Annotated in this window: 14 protein-coding genes; all 14 read left to right on the forward strand. The window is 46.3% G+C overall.

The features are described from left to right. Positions 1 to 308: 308 nt before the first annotated feature. Positions 309 to 3,257, forward strand: a complete 2,949-nt coding sequence (locus tag OUY18_RS09740) for a tellurite resistance TerB C-terminal domain-containing protein (protein WP_268058587.1) — start codon at positions 309 to 311, stop codon at positions 3,255 to 3,257. After that, a complete protein-coding gene (locus OUY18_RS09745) occupies positions 3,247 to 4,575 on the forward strand; it encodes an ATP-binding protein (protein ID WP_268058588.1) in 1,329 nt (442 codons plus the stop codon). Before OUY18_RS09740 ends, OUY18_RS09745 begins: the two co-directional genes overlap by 11 nt. Then, positions 4,575 to 6,701, forward strand: coding sequence for a DEAD/DEAH box helicase (locus OUY18_RS09750; RefSeq protein WP_268058589.1), 2,127 nt, complete (start codon positions 4,575 to 4,577; stop codon positions 6,699 to 6,701). The genes OUY18_RS09745 and OUY18_RS09750 overlap by 1 nt, the downstream gene beginning before the upstream one ends. Before the next feature lie 301 nt (positions 6,702 to 7,002). After that, the gene (locus OUY18_RS09755; RefSeq protein WP_268058590.1) at positions 7,003 to 8,250 is read left to right on the forward strand and encodes a [Fe-Fe] hydrogenase large subunit C-terminal domain-containing protein; all 1,248 of its coding nucleotides are present in this window, start codon (positions 7,003 to 7,005) and stop codon (positions 8,248 to 8,250) included. Positions 8,251 to 8,403: 153 nt separating this feature from the next. Further along, on the forward strand, positions 8,404 to 8,991 hold the full coding sequence (locus OUY18_RS09760; protein ID WP_268058591.1) for a hydrolase: 588 nt from the start codon (positions 8,404 to 8,406) through the stop codon (positions 8,989 to 8,991). A gap of 452 nt (positions 8,992 to 9,443) precedes the next feature. Then, complete coding sequence (locus OUY18_RS09765) at positions 9,444 to 9,812, forward strand: GntR family transcriptional regulator (protein ID WP_268058592.1); 369 nt, start codon at positions 9,444 to 9,446, stop codon at positions 9,810 to 9,812. Then, a complete protein-coding gene (locus OUY18_RS09770; RefSeq protein WP_268058593.1) occupies positions 9,812 to 10,510 on the forward strand; it encodes an ABC transporter ATP-binding protein in 699 nt (232 codons plus the stop codon). The genes OUY18_RS09765 and OUY18_RS09770 overlap by 1 nt, the downstream gene beginning before the upstream one ends. Beyond that, entirely contained in the window at positions 10,504 to 11,304 is an 801-nt protein-coding gene (locus OUY18_RS09775; protein WP_268058594.1) for a hypothetical protein, read from the forward strand. Before OUY18_RS09770 ends, OUY18_RS09775 begins: the two co-directional genes overlap by 7 nt. Positions 11,305 to 11,612: 308 nt before the next feature. Beyond that, a complete protein-coding gene (locus tag OUY18_RS09780; protein ID WP_268058595.1) occupies positions 11,613 to 11,867 on the forward strand; it encodes a (2Fe-2S) ferredoxin domain-containing protein in 255 nt (84 codons plus the stop codon). A gap of 22 nt (positions 11,868 to 11,889) precedes the next feature. Next, positions 11,890 to 13,602, forward strand: coding sequence for a [Fe-Fe] hydrogenase large subunit C-terminal domain-containing protein (locus tag OUY18_RS09785; RefSeq protein WP_268058596.1), 1,713 nt, complete (start codon positions 11,890 to 11,892; stop codon positions 13,600 to 13,602). Further along, positions 13,599 to 14,777, forward strand: coding sequence for a SpoIIE family protein phosphatase (locus OUY18_RS09790; RefSeq protein ID WP_268058597.1), 1,179 nt, complete (start codon positions 13,599 to 13,601; stop codon positions 14,775 to 14,777). The genes OUY18_RS09785 and OUY18_RS09790 overlap by 4 nt, the downstream gene beginning before the upstream one ends. A gap of 13 nt (positions 14,778 to 14,790) precedes the next feature. Continuing rightward, entirely contained in the window at positions 14,791 to 16,242 is a 1,452-nt protein-coding gene (locus tag OUY18_RS09795; RefSeq protein WP_268058598.1) for a 4Fe-4S dicluster domain-containing protein, read from the forward strand. 14 nt (positions 16,243 to 16,256) lie between these two features. Then, complete coding sequence (locus OUY18_RS09800) at positions 16,257 to 17,171, forward strand: ABC transporter ATP-binding protein (protein ID WP_268058599.1); 915 nt, start codon at positions 16,257 to 16,259, stop codon at positions 17,169 to 17,171. After that, positions 17,168 to 17,965, forward strand: a complete 798-nt coding sequence (locus tag OUY18_RS09805) for an ABC transporter permease (RefSeq protein WP_268058600.1) — start codon at positions 17,168 to 17,170, stop codon at positions 17,963 to 17,965. Before OUY18_RS09800 ends, OUY18_RS09805 begins: the two co-directional genes overlap by 4 nt. The last annotated feature ends 24 nt before the right edge of the window (positions 17,966 to 17,989 follow it).

Below are 17,989 nucleotides of genomic sequence, written 5' to 3' on the forward strand. Positions count from 1 at the left end.
TTGCAAGGAAGTCCTGAACAAGGCGCAGAGGCAAAAAGCCGAACCTTTGCGAAAAGGCTCGGCTTTACATATATTTTAGCATGATCAGTTAGGTTACTCCATCAGATGTCATGGAATAAAAATAACGATTATATTGATGAAAGATCATGTTTCACAGCATTTGTGGTGAGGATGATAAGCATATTTTGTGTGAGGAATAAGCCACAATAACGCATTTAGCCTTCATTGGCCATTTACATACTTGCGTCTGGTATATTATAGAAAAACAATGTATAATGTACATATATTATGTTGTATGGAGGTATAAAATGTCACATACCACAAGTACTCATTTAGATAAAGAATTTAAGGCAAAGGTTACCCAAAGCAGGATTGATTACTTTTCTAGCAAGGGACAAGAAGCAGTAACCAAAGATGACCTGATAAAGGCTATTAACGAAGGAATTGGAAAATTAAAGCTCAATACGCTGCTGATTATTGTTATAATTTTTCTTACCATATTTGCAAATCCGGCTTTTTTTTGGCTTTTTCTTCTCTGTATTCCGGTATCCACTTGGGATAAACGAATGAAAACTACTGTTCTCAACTATGAAATTGATGCCGAGATGCAGCGCCATTACCAGCTATTTCTTCAATCTTTTTTGCAGATAAACAACACCCAAAAAATGTGGAACATCACTCAATTACAGAAATTAAACTCTATTTATGACCAAAAGAAAAATGCAGGGGCGGGCAGTCTGATCGGCAAAACTTCTGTTGCCCCTCCTCAAATCGTTCAGGCAGATTGCTTGGTAAAGCCTTTTTATATAAAAACAAATATTGATGTGCTACTGTTTGATATACATAGTATCCAAATTCTTTTTCTTCCTGAGATTGTATTGATAAAGAAGGGCAACCTCGTTACCTTCGCCAATTATTCTGCCGTGTTAATGCACACTTCTGCTACCCGGTTTATCGAAAATGGTTCTGTTCCGAAGGACGGCCGGGTAATTGATTATACATGGCGTTATGTCAATCAAAATGGAACACCGGACAAACGATATAAGAACAACCGGAAAATACCAGTCGTTTCTTATGGCTTGCTTTCTATGGATGCTGCGAACTTTACTGTAGAACTGATGACTTCTAACGATCAAACCCCTGTAGCTGCCGGTAAAGCAGTCTCTTCTTATCAGGCATATCTTAAAAGCTGCTCACAGGCCTCTACACAGCATGCGGAACCTAACCCCGTTCAGAACCAAAACAATACAATGAATGACAATTCGAATAGCTTTGAAAACGTACCGGTAGGAATGCATTTGAGTGAGTATAAAAAGGCAAAAGAGCAGTCTGCATCTCAGCCTGTTGATGCCATCATAAATGATAGTAGTAATACTCCCTTACCTATTTTAGCAACACCTGACATAACCGGTTCTTCGGCTACGCCAAATCCCATTAAAATTAATAGCGGGCATTTTGAGGATACCCCATTAATGGTAAGACCCGATGAATATAAAAAAGCAAAAGAGAATTTTGTGCCTCAGTCTGGTGATGCTGTCATTGACATTAGCAATATTATCCCTTCACCCATCACAGCAGCGTCTGTCACACCTAGTCTTTCGGTTCCAACAAACGATTACTGGATACAGCAACTGGAAATTCCCTATGAACGAAGCATCATGCAAAACCCCCAAATTAAATCGGAAACACTTCGTATGTACAGCGCGCTTTGTTCCTATGCAGACAATCTGCTGAAAAGTCAGGGAAAATCACTAGAGCAAGAGGTGCAGCGGCTACAGAAACGCGCCGGGTATTATGACAATATTCTGTATACCTTTTACTGCATTGCCGAAGGACATGTCACGAAAGGCTATAGCGGAAGAGATTACTACAACTATGACTATTCCTATCAAATCTTGCAATCCCATATCGGCGAACAGCTTAAGCAACAGATTTATAAAAAAGCTGTGGCATTAGAACAGAACCTTCCAGCGCCAAGCGAGGAAACCTGCAGGGATTTTTCACTGACACCCAACGGATTGCCTATTGTATGGTGGGATTGGGACGGATCACTGCGGGCACAGATTGCAATGACCCCGCAGGAAATCTCTATCCTGAAGTGCACCCCTTCACGCAACACAAAGCTCTGGGATTTGCCAGCTGTCAAACAAGAAATCGTATCACTCTATTTAAACCTTTGGGGAATCATTCAAAGAAACTTCTCTAAGGATATAAAGTGGAAAAAATATGTCCGGGAAAATCTGCAGGCCATTGCAAATGGAACATACAACTATAATCAGTATTATGAAAAGATCTGTGATCTTCTATCAGCGCTGCTGAAAATGTCAGAAAGTACTGTCCGCAGTTTGCTTCCCAAATCTTCTTATACACAAAGTTTGAAGACGGATCAGGAACAGCATGTTATCAGCCTGTTTCTCCCCAAACAGTGTGTTGCGGAATTGGATGCGTATCTTGCGGGCTATCCGCAGGCAATTCCCCCTGCAAAAGTAAAGGCAATGCTATCTGCGTTGTCGAATAGTGAGGCGGGGAACTGGAGAACTGCTGCAGAGCTGCTTTTGCAATCGCCATCAGAAGATTGGGTAACAATTCTACTTCAAAACCAGAAAACTACGGATTATGAAAAGCTCCTGCACGAAATCGTCAAGACATCGGAAAACAAAGATTTGGTTTTGCTGGTTATATTCGAGCTTAACCGGTTCAGTAAATTAACGCCAGCCCTTAAAAAGAAGGTGGAACATCTGCTGTATGAAAATAACCTGCCATATTTCGAAAAATTAGCATCATCGACTACAGCATTAACAGAAGAAGTTTTCCACAACCTGCTCAAACTGAAAGAACCAGTACGTAAAACAATTCAGCTTAATTCTACCGAAATTGAAAAATCCAAACAGGAATTAAACGAGACAGTATCCATCCTCACCGATTTTGCTGATGAATCCACCGATACAACGGACTCTTCCTCAGCGGATACGGAAATTCCTGAAGAAACAGGCCAGAACCCAAATGCAATCGGTGGTTTCTCTACAGAAGCTGTACATCTGGTGCAAAAAATACTGGAGCAAGGCCAAATTCCTGCTCAGGAGCTGGAGGAATATGCATTGTCACAAGGTAAGCTTCTCAACAGCTATATTAGCGGAATAAATCAGGAGTTTTTTGACTATATAGGCGACCAGCTTCTGCTGATAGACAATGACCAAATTATTGTTGATGAATTTTACATAGATTTAGCCAAGGAGTTGCTGACACATGAAGCCTAGAGTAAATCCCAAAGAAGCAGATAATATTATAAAAGCGCTGGAAGGCGGCATTGTTCCCCGCAGGGGGGTGCGGCACCTGCTGGTTGGAAGGAATGAAGAGGTGCAGGAGGTTATCTCCATTCTGGATACCATTGCACAGGGTGACAGTGATATTCGTTTTTGGGTGGGCGATTTCGGCAGTGGCAAAAGCTTTATGTTGCGCACGATAGAATCAATTGCACTTCAGAAAAATTTTGTTGTTTCTACTGTAGACCTGACTCCTACCCGCCGCTTTTACGCCTCTGATGGCAAGGCCAAAGCCCTTTACAATGAAATTGTGGACAATATTCTCACCCAATCTTTGCAGAACGGAAATGCCATCGGTACCATTTTAGAACAATGGATCAATCAGCTGGCAGCAGAACTTGCCGCTGAACGAGAAGTTTCTGTTTCTGATATGCTTTCCACAGAAAATGAAATGATTATGACTGACCGAATCATCGATATTACCAGTTCCTTTTCCTCTAGTGGCTTGTCTTTTGAATTTGGACAGGCAATTATTCGATATTATCAAGGTATACTAGGAAATGACCGTATCCTGAAGCTAAAGGCACTGCGCTGGATTCGAGGCGATATAGATACAAAAACAGAGGCGAAAAAGGAGCTGGAAATCGAACGCATTGTCTCGGATGACAATTGGTACGATGCGATAAAGAACCTTTCCGAATTGTTTGCCCAGCTTGGGTATTCCGGTTTTATCATCAACTTTGACGAAGCTGTAAACCTGTATAAGCTGCCGCTGCGGCAGACCCGAGAGCGGAACTATGAGAAGATTCTCAACATTTACAATGAATGTAAATCCAGCGATGCAAAGCATCTGTTTATCAATTTTGGTGCAACCAGAAAGACTGTATTTGACGAGCAGCGTGGCATGGCCAGCTATGGAGCGCTGAAGGGTCGGCTGGGTGATGAAGCTGCTATGGATTCTAAATTGATCAATACCAACCGCACAGTGCTTCCCCTCATGCCCTTGACCAACGAAGAAATTTTTACACTTTTGGAGCATCTGACTACCATCTATAACATCCACTATAAAACAGAAATCAATTTAAGTATGGAGCAAATTCACTCCTATATGGAAGAACAGCTGAACCGTCCCGGTGCGGCAGAGTTTCTTACACCACGTGCCGTGATTAAGGACTTTCTGGAAATTCTGGATTTGGTAAGACAGAACCCGGATGAAACTATCGATGGAATAATCTTGAGCAAATTTGGAAAAAATGCGATGCCAGTCGGGAAGGATGCCGCTAATACCGATGATGATATTGAGGTGCTGTAATGAACAGCTTTGATTTGCTGCGCCGTGAAATAAGGGAGTATATTTATGACAAGAAATGGCCCGCGCTGACTAAAATTCAGGAAGCAGCAATTCGGTATATTTCTGAAATGCCCTACAACTATGTTCTTGCTGCACCTACAGCCTCTGGTAAAACGGAGGCGGCTTTTCTACCAGCCATCAATTCGGTGGAAGATTGGAACAGTGGACTGAAAATCGTGTATATTTCGCCGCTGATCGCTTTGATCAACGACCAGTTTAAACGCATTAGCGAATTGTGCGAGTACCTTTCCGTTCCGGTCACCAGTTGGCATGGTGAGGCTTCCCAAAGTGAAAAGAGGAAACTGCTGGCAAACCCCAGCGGAATTCTTCTTATCACGCCGGAATCGATTGAAGCAATGCTGGCTCTGCGGCCAGGTGAAGCAGTGAACCTGTTCCAGGGAGTGGAATGGATTCTGATTGATGAAATCCATGGATTTTTGGATAATAACCGGGGCATTCAATTACATTCTTTAACGGAACGCATACAAAAATATATGAAGCAGACACCACGGTTTATCGGTATGTCAGCTACACTGAATGGGGAGGACAGTGACACTGTCAAAGCATTTTTCAGCAACGGGATAGATACCAAAATCCTGATGGATCATTCCCACAACGAACTGCTTACTACCATTGAGTACTTCCCCGATAATATAAAGCAGCAATCCTGTAAAGCAGTGGAAAAAATCTACGAATATTCCCAGCAGGAGTCTATGCTGGTATTTCCGAACTCAAGGAGTGATGTGGAATATCTTTCAGTTAACCTGAGTAGGCTGGGAAAACAGCGCGGCTCCTATGCAAACTACTTTGCTCATCATTCCGCACTAACGAAAGAAATGCGTATCAATGCTGAAAACTTCGCTAAAAATAGCCAAGCGCATCTGTTTACGATCTGTTGTACTTCCACCTTAGAGATGGGAATTGATATCGGCTCTGTGGACAGCATTGTCCAGTACAATGCGCCACCCTCTGTTTCCGACCTGGGGCAGAGATTGGGCCGCAGCGGACGAAAAACAAAAAAGAGCATTCTGCATTTTATTGCAACAAATCCATGGGAATTGCTGCAGGGTCTTGCCGCGATAAATTTATATTGCCGGGGCGGGATAGACCGGCTGGATTCTATCCCAAAGCCATATGACGTTCTGGCCCATCAAGTGCTGTCTCTTCTTTTAGAGCATTCCGGCCTCCCGCTAAAAGACCTGTACCGGCTGAATCGGGAATTTTTGTGTTGGCAGACCATTTCAGACGGCGAATATCATGCACTTTTACAATATTTAATACAGCGGAATTATATTGAAGTTTTGGGGCAGGAGGCTATTACCGGGACACAAACGGAGGAACTGCTGAAGGGCTCCGAGTTTTTCGCTCACTTTGTTACAGAAAAGAACTTCGCAGTACACAGCGAGCAAAAGCGGATTGGCGAGCTTCCCCTCACCCCAAGTGTAGCGGTTGGAGTCAATATATTTCTAGCGGCACAGGTCTGGAAAATTACTCAGATTGACTATTACGGCAAAAAAATTTATGTAACGAAGGCTACTGACGGAAATCCTCCTGTATTCTTGGGGGGCGGTATGGATATCAGCCATGAAATACGCCAGGAAATGAAGCGGATTATCCTGCTGCCGCAGGCATGGAATGAGTATGATCAAGAAATCAGGGCTGCACTCAAGGAGCTTGCCTCCGATATGATTTACCCAGATAATCCTTACTGGGTTACAACCAATTTCGGCATAGGGCTGCGTACTTTTGCTGGAAGCAAGATAAATAGGACGTTACAGCTATTATTTGACATTGTGAATGATAACATGGTTTATCAATTAGATGACAAGAAATCTTTGCTATATTGCCGTGATTCTTCCGTTTCTATTCAGGAGACAATTCAGCGGGTAGCAGCAATATCATGGTCGAAGGATATTGTACATCGTTTTATGGAACATCATCCGGAAATTGTATCCCGATATATGGATGGAGTAAAATATAAGGACCTTCTTTCTGTCGATCTGCAGGTAGACTATAGTATCCAAAACACTTTGGATACTGACGGCGCAGTAAATTATCTGAATAGCATTATTGCCGTTTTAAAATGATCCGAATCGCCTTATACCCATGCTAAACAAGACTCGAAAATTGCTTCGTGATCTTTCAATAGAGGAGATACGGAAAAAGGAAGGAATGGATTCACATATCCCATTACGATGAGCAGAAAACAGGTTATCTTACAACAAGTGGTTGTCAGTTTAGAGATTTTATTTCATTCTCATATTTTTAAATAATTGAGAAAATTCACAGAATTTCCCTTTAAAACTTTTTCTAATAAAATAATATGTGATAATCAGATTGAAAGATCAAACGATGGAAAGACTATTTTAAATGAAAAGGGGCGAAAAAATGACGACGTTTGATGAATTATACAATCGGCTGGTAAAAGCGTCTTTGGAAAACAGGGGGGATGAAGAGCTCGAAAATATCCGGAAGGAAGAATTTGACCCTCATCAGCTTGACTGCCTGTTATATCCTAAAAAGTATGCGCCGGTCATACGCATCGGAGACTGCGACTGCCCGGAATCCCAACGGAATTGCGGAGTGAAATGCCTTTTTGACGCACTTTACAGGGATGAAAAGGGCAATGTGGAAATTGATCCCGATCGCTGTGTGGGCTGCTCCGAGTGCATTGACAGCTGCAAAGCGAAAAAGCTTGTAGCCAGCCGTGATATTCTGCCGGCCCTTGCCGCGGTGCATTCGTCAAAGGCCCCGGTTTATGCCATGATCGCTCCGGCGTTTATCAGCCAGTTCAGCGAAGAGGTAACGCCGGGAAAACTTCGTACCGCGTTCAAAATGCTTGGATTTGCCGGAATGGTGGAGGTTGCCCTTTTTGCGGATATCCTTACCCTCAAGGAAGCGCTGGAGTTTAATAAAAATATTGTGAAGGAAAGTGATTTCCAGCTTACCAGCTGCTGCTGCCCGATGTGGATTTCCATGATCCGGAAGGTATATCACGAGCTCCTTCCGCATGTCCCGGGGGCGGTGTCGCCGATGGCGGCATGCGGGCGGGCGATCAAGCTTCTTCACCCGGACGCGCTTACCGTCTTTATCGGTCCTTGCATTGCTAAAAAAGCGGAAGCACGCGAACCGGATGTTTCCGATTCAACGGATTATGTGCTTACCTTCCAGGAAATGAAAGACGTATTTGATTTTACAAAATTGAATCTGGCCGATTTACCTGAGGATGAGCGTGACCATTCATCACGGGCGGGCAGAATATACGCGAGATGCGGGGGAGTCAGCGAAGCCGTTCAGAGCACCTCCAAACGTCTCAGCCCGGAACGCAAAATTACGGTGCGTGCGCATAAAGCGGACGGCGTGCCCGCCTGCAAGGCGATGATCAACGATCTGCTTGCCGGAAAGATTGACGCGAATTTTCTGGAAGGAATGGGCTGTGTCGGCGGCTGCGTCGGCGGGCCGAGGATTTTGATCCCCCGTGAAGAAGGCAGAGAAAACGTAAACAGATATGGGGAAGAGGCCCAGTATCAAACACCGATTGACAATCCGTATGTCATTGAGCTTTTACACCGGCTTGGATTTGACACGGTGGAAAGCCTGCTGGAAGATAACCGTATTTTTACGAGAAAATTCTGAGATTAAAATTTGAATCACTGGGAATGCACCTGAATCTATGTTATAATCTATTTTAATCAATCATTTCGATGCGGCTGCCGTTAAGCAGCGTAGAGCGACTTTGAAAATGATTGCTTAGTGAATAGAAACAAACATACATATGGGGGCATTTTCATGGGATTTAAGGAAGAATTCGAAGAAATATATCAGTCGAAAATCACACGGGCGGGCAGTGCCGAGCTGCTGGAATGGCTGAAAACCACGGACTTTTTTACCGCTCCGGCCAGCACGAAATTTCACTGTGCCTGCCTTGGCGGTCTGGTCCGGCACAGCGTAAGCGTTTATCATGTTATGATGGAGAAGCATTTTCAGCCCGACACGGATAATGAAGAGAGCTTTGCAATCTGCGGGCTTCTGCATGATGTTTGTAAAGCACAGTTTTACAAGGAAAGTACCCGCAACGTAAAAAACGAGGAAACCGGAATGTGGGAAAAGCGCCCCTATTATGCGATTGAGGACAGCTATCCTTACGGGCACGGTGAAAAGTCCGTGTTTTTAATCGAGCGGTTTCTGCGCCTGAAAACCAGCGAAGCAATCGCCATTCGGTGGCATATGGGCGGCTTTGATGAATCGGTGCGGGGCGGAAGCTTTTCCATAGGGCTTGCATGGCAGAAATATCCCATCGCCGTGAAACTGCATCTCGCGGATCTGGAAAGTACCTATCTGTGTGAAAAAGGAACTTCCGTAGTACATGGAAAATAGAAGATGATAAAAGGAGCCGGGAAGAAATTCCCGGCTTCCTTTGTGTTTATAGCCCGGTTTATCAGGAATTTCAAATTGTCTCTAAACCCTCTATCCTCAACCCAAACAGGGGCAATACAAACAGAATGCACCCGAATGGTCAGTAAATTTTATCTAATAAGAAACAAATAAAAAAATATTTAAATAAAGGATTGACAAAACGGAAAAGATGTATTATTGTATTAATCGGTTAGTACAGCGATACAAAGTGCTGTAAAAAGTTGGATGAATTGTCCGATTTCGAAACACACGATATCCCAAAACCCTGCGGCGGTTTTCCTGCTGTGGGCAAACGGCAGGGGAATGAAGGATAGAAGGATTAAAAAAATTTCAGAAAAAGGATTGACAAAAAATAAAAATAGTGTATTATTGTATTAAGTCATTAGTACATTAACACAGATGGAGGTGGATTTATGGCATGGAATCTAAAATCCGACAGGCCGATTTATTCGCAGCTGATCGAACACATTGAATTGCTCATCGTTTCCGGAATATACCCCGCCGGCTCGAAACTGCCGTCGGTAAGAGATCTGGCCGGGGAAGCATCGGTTAATCCGAACACTATGCAGCGGGCGCTGGCGCAATTGGAAAATGACGGCCTGCTTTATTCGCAGCGCACAAGCGGCAGATATGTTACAGAGGATGTGGATCAGATTATGAAAATCAAAAACGGCCTTGCACAGGGGCTGATTAAAGAGTTTATAGAAAATATGGAAAACCTTGGCTACGATGTAAAGCAGGCAATACAACTTCTTGAGAGGACAATAGAGGAGGAAAAATAATGGAGAATATTCTGGAGTGTCAGAACCTGGTTAAATTTTATCCCAAGTGTTTGGCGTTGAATTCCGTGAATCTGACCGTACCAAAGGGGAAGATCGTCGGACTGCTTGGCCCGAACGGAAGCGGCAAAAGTACCCTGATTAAACTGGCGAACGATCTGATTCAGCCGACAAGCGGAAAAATCTTGATTGCCGGTATGGAGCCGGGCATTGAAACCAAAAAAATCGTTTCATACCTGCCGGAGCGTACTTACCTGAACGACTGGATGACCGTGAACGATATGATCGGTTTCTTCGGTGATTTTTATCAGGATTTTAACAAGAGCAAGGCTTACGATATGCTTGCAAGACTCGGGGTGAACCCCTCCCTGCGACTGAAGACCATGAGCAAGGGAACCAAGGAAAAGGTACAGCTGATTCTGGTTATGAGCCGGGAAGCGCAGCTTTATCTTCTGGATGAACCGATCGGCGGTGTGGACCCTGCGGCAAGGGATTACATTCTGGATACGATCATCGGCAATTATAATCCGGAAGCAACGGTGATCATTTCCACCCATCTGATTGCAGACGTCGAAAAAATACTGGATGAAGTTATTTTTATTAATCAGGGAAATATTGTTTTGGTTTCCACAGTCGACGATATCCGTGAGAATGAGAACAAGAGCGTTGACGCGCTGTTTAGGGAGGTATTCAAATGCTAAGAAAGCTTTTAAGATACGAAATAAAAGCGACCAGCCGGACATTTCTCCCGATGTATGCGCTTTTAATCGTCTTTGCGCTGATTAATAAATTCTTTATGGCGGTAAATTCCAGCTATCTGAAAATTCCGCAAGCGATTGCCATGTCCGTTTTTGTTTTCATCATTATCGGTATCTGTGTGATGACCCTGGTCGTAACAATACAGCGGTTCAATAAGAACCTTTTGACCGATGAAGGATATTTATCCTTTACATTGCCGGTAAGAGTTCACAGCCATATTGACTCGAAAATGATTGTAACCCTGATGTGGTCTGTATTAAGCGTGCTGGTTTCTCTGATTTCCATCTTTGTTATGTCGGTCAATGAAACAACCATATTGTCGTTTCAGAGATTTATGAATGAATTGATGGCTGCTTTTAGCCAGATAGGCCCTAGTGGATATGTTCTTATACTGGAAGCCGTTCTTCTGGTTATATTCGGAATTCTCAGTTCCACGGTTGAAATATACGCAGCGATTACGGTCGGCAATATGAGTTCCAAACATAAGCTTTTGACAGGCATAGGCGCATATCTCGGCTTCGGTGTCATCCAGCAGATCATTGTGTCGATTATCCTATCCTCCAGTGACAAAAGTATTACGCGCTATTTTAATTTACTGGAAACAGCGGGAGAGTTTGCTCAGGTGCAGGCAGCGGAAACGGTTTTGCTTGTTTTAATAGCCTATATGGTTATCGTGGGCGTGGCTCTCTATTTCTTCACAGAATGGATGCTCCGTAAAAAATTGAATTTGGAATAAAGGAAATACAACTCAGGCGCGTTGCAAAACGCGCCTTTTGCCGTATCCGGGTTCACAAAGATTCCTCCTTCTCCATTCTGCCGGGCCGCGTTTACCGGGCGGGGCAGGGGAGAAAGAATCCCTCTTTGGCGCGCGGAAGTTACAAGCGGCTGCGGCATTATGTCTGTGAACAACTGGAAATACGGAATTGATATTGAAATTTAGCCGTAAAAAATCTATAATGTAAAGTATAGACAAAGGCGCAGATGCGCAATTTTTTATTTTGATTCTGGCGGTGCAGATTCAAATGTCAAAAATTTAACGAAAGGATGACGAATTTGGAAATCACGATTTGTGTGGGAAGCTCCTGTCATTTAAAAGGTTCGCGTGACGTAATTAAAATATTGGAAAGGCTGATTTCCCTGCATCGTTTGGAAGATAAGATAACATTGAAAGGTTCTTTTTGCATGGGGGAATGTTCGAAAAACGGCGTTTGCGTTTGTGTGGACAACGATCGTTTTAATGTTGCTCCCCTTGATACGGAACTGTTTTTTAATGACGTAATAATGAAAAGAATAAAGTAAGAACGAAAAAGAGGTGATCGCGGTGGCCATTATCGGGCTGAAAGCGGCAAATTGTAAAAATTGCTATAAATGCGTCAAGGTGTGTCCCGTCAAATCGATCAAGGTTGAAAACGCACAGGCGCAGATCATTGAGCGGAGATGCATCCTGTGCGGAACTTGTTTGGAGCAGTGCCCGCAAAATGCGAAAACACTGAACAGCGATATCGCGGTGGTGAAGGAACTGATTCAGAAGGGCGAAAAGGTCATTCTTTCCATTGCTCCTTCTTATATCGGCTCATTTGCATTTGACGACGCAAAAAAGTTTGCCGGGGCAATGAAAATGCTGGGGTTTTACGGTGTTGCCGAAACCAGCATGGGAGCGGCTTATGTAACCGCGGAATATCATAAACTGCTTCAGCAAAATGAAATGAAAAATATAATAACTACCTGCTGTCCGTCCGCGAACAGGCTGATTGAGCTGTACTATCCTTCCCTGATCTCGCAGATGGCTCCCGTGGTTTCCCCAATGATCGCCCACGCGCGTCTGCTGAAACAAACCTATGGGAGCGGGACGCATATCGTTTTCGCCGGTCCGTGCATCGCCAAAATTGACGAAGCGGCCGATCTCCGGCATAATAGTGAAGTAAGCGCCGTGCTTACCTTTGACGATTTAGCAAACTGGCTGGAACAGGCCGGGGTTCCGATTATGGATGCGCCGGAAGCCTCGTTTTTGAATTCCAGTTCAAGAATCCTGCGCATGTACCCGGTTTCACAGGGAATTATCGCTTCCCTGCGCGCGATGGGCGATACCGGCGACTGGAAAATGCTCAGCGTCAGCGGTTCCGCAGAATGCATAGACCTTTGCAGGGCTTTGGAGCGCGATGAATTGCAGCATTGCTTTATAGAGATCAATATGTGCACGGATGGCTGCATTAACGGGCCGATCTCCCTGAAGGATTCTGCGGCCCGCTTCTCCTCCTCTGTCAAAATTCGGGAATATGCAAAACAGGACGAAGGGGATTACCCGGGACTGCCGGAAGTGGTCCCGCTGAAAATGCGCTTTTTGGACCGGTCGATTCGGGAAGAAATTCCGGACGAAGCAACCATCCGCTCGATTTTATTGAAAATTGGGAAAGAATCTCGGGAAGACGAGCTGAACTGCGGTTCCTGCGGTTACCCGACCTGCCGCGACAAGGCGATTGCGGTTTATCAGAACCGCGCGGAGCTTACCATGTGTATGCCGTATATGAAAGAACGCGCCGAATCGCTTTCCAACTGCGTTTTAACGGAAACGCCAAATATTACGCTGATTGTGGATAAGGATTTAAATATCATTGAATTCAACACGGCGGCGGAAAAGGCTTTTAAAATTACACGCCACGAGGCTTTGCAAAAATGCATTTACGAAATCATGGATTCTTCCGATTTTCAGTATGTGTTTGATGAAAAACAGTCCATACCCGACAAGAAGGTACATTTCAAAGAGTACGGAATCACAACGATGCAGACCATTGTTTACATAGCGAAAGAAAATATCGCAATGGGAATTTTCAAGGATATCACGCGCGAAGAAGCGGAACTGGAGAACAAGTACCGGCTCCGGAACGATACCATGGAAATGGCGCAGAAGGTGATTGACAAACAGATGGTCGCCGCGCAGCAGATTGCCAGCCTGCTCGGCGAAACCACAGCGGAAACAAAGGTGACGCTTACAAAGCTGAAAAATATGATTGTGTTTGACGGTGATAATCCATGAAAATGCATATCGACGCGGCATATCGAAGTTTAAATAAATACGGCGAAGAACTTTGCGGCGACAAGGTTCAGATTACGCGGACAAAAGACGAAATTATCGCCGTGCTGGCGGACGGGCTTGGCAGCGGCGTAAAAGCAAACATTCTTTCCACGCTGACAAGCAGCATCCTTTCCACCATGCTGGAAGAGGGCGCGGCTTTGGTGGAGGCGGTGGAAACGGTTGCCAAAACGCTGCCGGTATGCAGTGAGCGGAAGCTGGCCTATTCTACCTTCAGCGTGCTTAAAATAGCGGACAGCGGCGAGGCTTCGCTGATCGAGTTTGACAACCCGCCCTGTATTTTTGTACGAAACGGCAAAGTTGTTTCTTTGGAAGGGTATTCCAAAGTGATGGAATGCGCCGGAAAATCCGTTACCGTCAGCCGCTTTTCCGTACAGCCCGGCGATGTGATCTCCCTTGTCAGTGACGGCGTGATTTATGCAGGGGTAGGACAGGCGCTGAATTTCGGCTGGAACTGGGACAATGTATCCGCATGGCTTGCTAGAACGTCGCTGAAGGAAACGTCTGCGCCCCGGCTGGCGGTTTCGCTGTCGGAGGCTGTGGATGAATTATACCTTGGAAAACCGGGGGACGATTCCACCAATTTGATTTTGAAAATCGAACCGCGCAGTGTGGTCAATCTGCTTTCCGGGCCGCCCGTGCGAAAGGAAGACGACGGCCGCATGGTCCATGATTTTATGACCTCTCCGGGGAAGCGGGTTGTCTGCGGCGGGACGAGTGCGAATATTGTCGCCAGAGTGCTGAACCGCAAGGTGGAAACCACCATCAATTATACCGATCCGGACATCCCGCCGACCGGAAAGATCGAGGGGATCGACCTCGTTACCGAGGGCGTTTTAACATTGAGCCGGACGGTTGAAATATTGAGAAGCTATTTGTCCAGGGAGGCGGATTCCTATTATTTCCGCAGGCTTGACGAACCGAACGGGGCCGCCATGCTGGCAAAAATACTTTTGGAGGATTGTACGGATTTAACGGTTTATATCGGGAAAGCCGTCAACCCCGCGCACCAAAACCCCGGTCTTCCGGCCGACCTGAGTATAAAAGTCAAGCTGATCGAAGAGCTTTGCGGCTTGGTTCAGCAGCTTGGGAAGAACGTAAGGAAAAATTATTACTGAATGAGGACTGTTTATGAGATACAATAATGATGCCAAACAATTGAAATATGAGGTGCTTACCCAGGTTGCCCGGTTTGCGTACGAAGGTACTCTGGAGGAAAACCTGGAGAAAATACCGTATGATATGATACCCGGGCCTCTTCCGACCTTCCGCTGCTGTGTTTACCGTGAGCGTGAAATTATCCGGGAGCGGCTGGTTTCGGCACGCGGGAAAAACCTTCCCGGGCAGGACGACGGCAACATTATTGCGGTTCTTCCCGCTGCCTGTGAAGGATGCCCGATCAACCGTTTTAACGTTACGGACAACTGTCAGCACTGTCTGGCAAAAAAGTGCCAGTCGGCCTGTCCTTTCGGAGCGATCTCCATAACGCCGAAGGGCGCCTGCATTGACCCCGCGAAGTGCAAGGAGTGCGGCCGCTGCGCGGCGGCGTGCCCGTACAACGCCATATCCGATACCATGCGCCCATGCATTCGCGCGTGCCCGGTGAAAGCGATTACAAAGGACGAATATCAGCGCGCGGCAATTGATTATTCGCGCTGTATTAACTGCGGAGCCTGTACGAAAAACTGCCCGTTCGGGGCAATTACGGACCGTTCGGACATCGTTGCCGTTATCGAAGAAATCAAAAGCGGAAAGCCGGTCTTCGCGGCGTTTGCTCCGGCAATAGAAGGCCATTTCGGAGCGGCAAATATCGGAATGCTGAAATCCGCCGTGCGGAAGCTTGGCTTCGCCGGGGCGTTTGAAGTTTCCCTCGGCGCGGACGCGACGACTGTCCACGAGGCGCATGAATTAAAGGAGGCAATCGCCGATGAACGGAAGATGACCACCTCCTGCTGTCCTGCCTTTGTGGAAATGATTGAGAAAAATTTCCCGAAACTGATCCCGCTCATTTCGCATACCGGTTCGCCGATGACGCTGACCGCCCGGTACATCCGTGCCGAGCATCCCGGCAGCAAGGTTGTCTTTATCGGTCCCTGCCTTGCGAAAAAAGCGGAAATCCAGAAAGTTCAGGACAGTGCGGATTACGTGCTGACTTTTGAGGAACTGCAGGCCCTGTTTGCCGCGAAAAAGGTCAATGTTCTGGAGGAAGCGCCCAACGAGCAGGACGGAAGCCGCGCGGGCAAGGGCTATGCACAGAGCGGCGGCGTATCCGAAGCGGTCTTTTCGCTTCTGAACGAGGAAAACTTTGCCGTTCCGTTTACCCACATACGATGCAGCGGTGCCGCAGACTGTAAGAAAGCGTTGATGCTGCTGAACGCCGGCCGCCTGACGGAAAACTTTATCGAAGGAATGGCTTGCGACGGCGGCTGCATAGCAGGTCCGGGCGGAGTGGAAGATGTGCAGAAGATACTGAAAAACCGTGCAAGATTGATCGGTACCGCGGATGACCGCGGAATTTCTGAAAATATTCAAGAGCTGCATGACTTTTCAAAGATTAAAATGGATGTTATCTCCCCAGAATAGGGAGAGAGGGGGAAATGCTCTTGGCTGCTATCCATATGGAAAATCTTACGAAATCCTATGATGGGAAAATCATTGCCCTGAACCGACTAAATCTCGATATCCCGCAGGGCGGCATATTCGGCTTTTTGGGGCCAAATGGGGCCGGAAAAACAACAACGGTTAAACTGCTTACGGGACTTTTAAAACCCACGGAGGGCGTGTGTACGGTGTTTGATATGTCTCCGCAGGAAAAGCCCTGCGACGTTCACCGGATTTGCGGAGTAATGACGGAAACAGCGAGAATGTACGGCCAGATGACCGGAAGGCAGAATCTCCAGTTTTTCGCGCAGACAGCGGGCATGGACGGGCCGGAAAGCGATCAGCGGGCGGACGAGCTGTTAAAGAGTTTGGACTTATGGGATGCGCGGGACAGGAAACTGAGCGAGTATTCCACCGGAATGACACAGCGCCTTTCCCTTGCGCGTTCTTTGGTTCACCGGCCGGGCGTTCTCTTTTTGGACGAGCCCACCAGCGGACTGGATCCGGAATCCGCTCAGACCGTGAATGCAATGATTCTGTCTTTGGCGAGAAATACCGGTGTTACGGTTTTTCTCTGCACCCATCAGCTCCGGTATGCGCAGGATCTTTGCGACGGATACGGGATTCTGGAAAAAGGAAATCTGCTGGCGGCGGGGGATCTCCCCACGCTCTGCAAGAATATTGGATGCCGGATCCGGGCGGAGTTCCGCCTTGCGCCGGGGCAATCTCCGGAGGGCCTGCAAAAAGCCGGGGAATGGTGGCGCACCGAGGTTCGGGACGAGGACGAAATGCCGGGGCTTGTCCGAAAGCTGATCGATTCCGGACATGATCTCTATGAAGCGCGTCTGGTGAAGCCAACGCTGGAGGATGTATATTTTGAATATACAGAGCGCCGGGAGGTATCGAAATGAAGTTGCTGACATTGCCTGAACAGGCGGTTGTAAAAAAGGATTTCGGTGAAATCTGGAGCACAAAAATGGTGCGGAACACAATGATTCTCGTGCCGGTCATTATGGCGGTTTTCCTGCCCATCCTGTACCTCGTCCTCATCTGTTTTGTGCCGTCCAATCAAATAAACGGCGCGGACCAGATGATGAAGCTGCTTCCGAAGGAGGCGGCCGGTTTTAATGCCCAGCAGAGCATGTTCTATCTTATGACGAATATGATCTGCCCCATGTTCTTTTTAATGATTCCTTTAATGTCCTCAAGCGTTTCGGCGGCATGCAGCTTTGTCGGGGAAAAGGAACGCAGCACGATTGAAACTCTGCTTCTTACGCCGCTGAGCGTGAAATCGATCTTTAAAGCCAAGGTTTTGGGCTGTATCCTTCTTTCGGCCATTACCACAGCGATTTCTTTCGTCGCTTTTGCGATTGTGATTTCAGTAGGCGATATTATCCTGCAAATGCCGTTTTTCCTGAACTGGAACTGGCTGATTCTTGTGCTTTTGCTTGCTCCGGCCATTACCGTATTCGGAGTCGTTTTCATGGTTTTGGTATCCGGAAGAAGTAAAAGCTATATGGAATCCATCCAAACGTCGGGCTATATCGTCCTTCCCCTGATTCTTCTTTTTGTCGGGCAGTTTACAGGACTGTTCCAATTAAGCGCGCTGCTCCTTCTGTTTGCGGCAGCCGTCGTTGTCGTTGCCGACTTTCTTCTCTGGCTTTTTGCCTCGCGGCTGTTTACCCCGGAAAAGCTGTTGAAATAAACCGATATTTGCCTTAATCTGCAG

It is taken from the genome of Caproiciproducens galactitolivorans, from assembly GCF_026672255.1.
In the GTDB taxonomy this organism is placed as follows: domain Bacteria; phylum Bacillota; class Clostridia; order Oscillospirales; family Acutalibacteraceae; genus Caproiciproducens; species Caproiciproducens galactitolivorans_A.

What these genes read in the sequence shown, in the direction of transcription:
- OUY18_RS09745 (WP_268058588.1), top strand. Translation starts at nt 3,247, where the DNA reads ATGAAGCCTAGAGTAAATCCCAAAGAAGCAGATAATATTATAAAAGCG.
- OUY18_RS09750 (WP_268058589.1), top strand. Translation starts at nt 4,575, where the DNA reads ATGAACAGCTTTGATTTGCTGCGCCGTGAAATAAGGGAGTATATTTAT.
- OUY18_RS09800 (WP_268058599.1), top strand. Translation starts at nt 16,257, where the DNA reads ATGCTCTTGGCTGCTATCCATATGGAAAATCTTACGAAATCCTATGAT.
- OUY18_RS09760 (WP_268058591.1), top strand. Translation starts at nt 8,404, where the DNA reads ATGGGATTTAAGGAAGAATTCGAAGAAATATATCAGTCGAAAATCACA.
- OUY18_RS09755 (WP_268058590.1), top strand. Translation starts at nt 7,003, where the DNA reads ATGACGACGTTTGATGAATTATACAATCGGCTGGTAAAAGCGTCTTTG.
- OUY18_RS09795 (WP_268058598.1), top strand. Translation starts at nt 14,791, where the DNA reads ATGAGATACAATAATGATGCCAAACAATTGAAATATGAGGTGCTTACC.
- OUY18_RS09765 (WP_268058592.1), top strand. Translation starts at nt 9,444, where the DNA reads ATGGCATGGAATCTAAAATCCGACAGGCCGATTTATTCGCAGCTGATC.
- OUY18_RS09780 (WP_268058595.1), top strand. Translation starts at nt 11,613, where the DNA reads ATGACGAATTTGGAAATCACGATTTGTGTGGGAAGCTCCTGTCATTTA.
- OUY18_RS09740 (WP_268058587.1), top strand. Translation starts at nt 309, where the DNA reads ATGTCACATACCACAAGTACTCATTTAGATAAAGAATTTAAGGCAAAG.
- OUY18_RS09805 (WP_268058600.1), top strand. Translation starts at nt 17,168, where the DNA reads ATGAAGTTGCTGACATTGCCTGAACAGGCGGTTGTAAAAAAGGATTTC.
- OUY18_RS09790 (WP_268058597.1), top strand. Translation starts at nt 13,599, where the DNA reads ATGAAAATGCATATCGACGCGGCATATCGAAGTTTAAATAAATACGGC.
- OUY18_RS09770 (WP_268058593.1), top strand. Translation starts at nt 9,812, where the DNA reads ATGGAGAATATTCTGGAGTGTCAGAACCTGGTTAAATTTTATCCCAAG.
- OUY18_RS09775 (WP_268058594.1), top strand. Translation starts at nt 10,504, where the DNA reads ATGCTAAGAAAGCTTTTAAGATACGAAATAAAAGCGACCAGCCGGACA.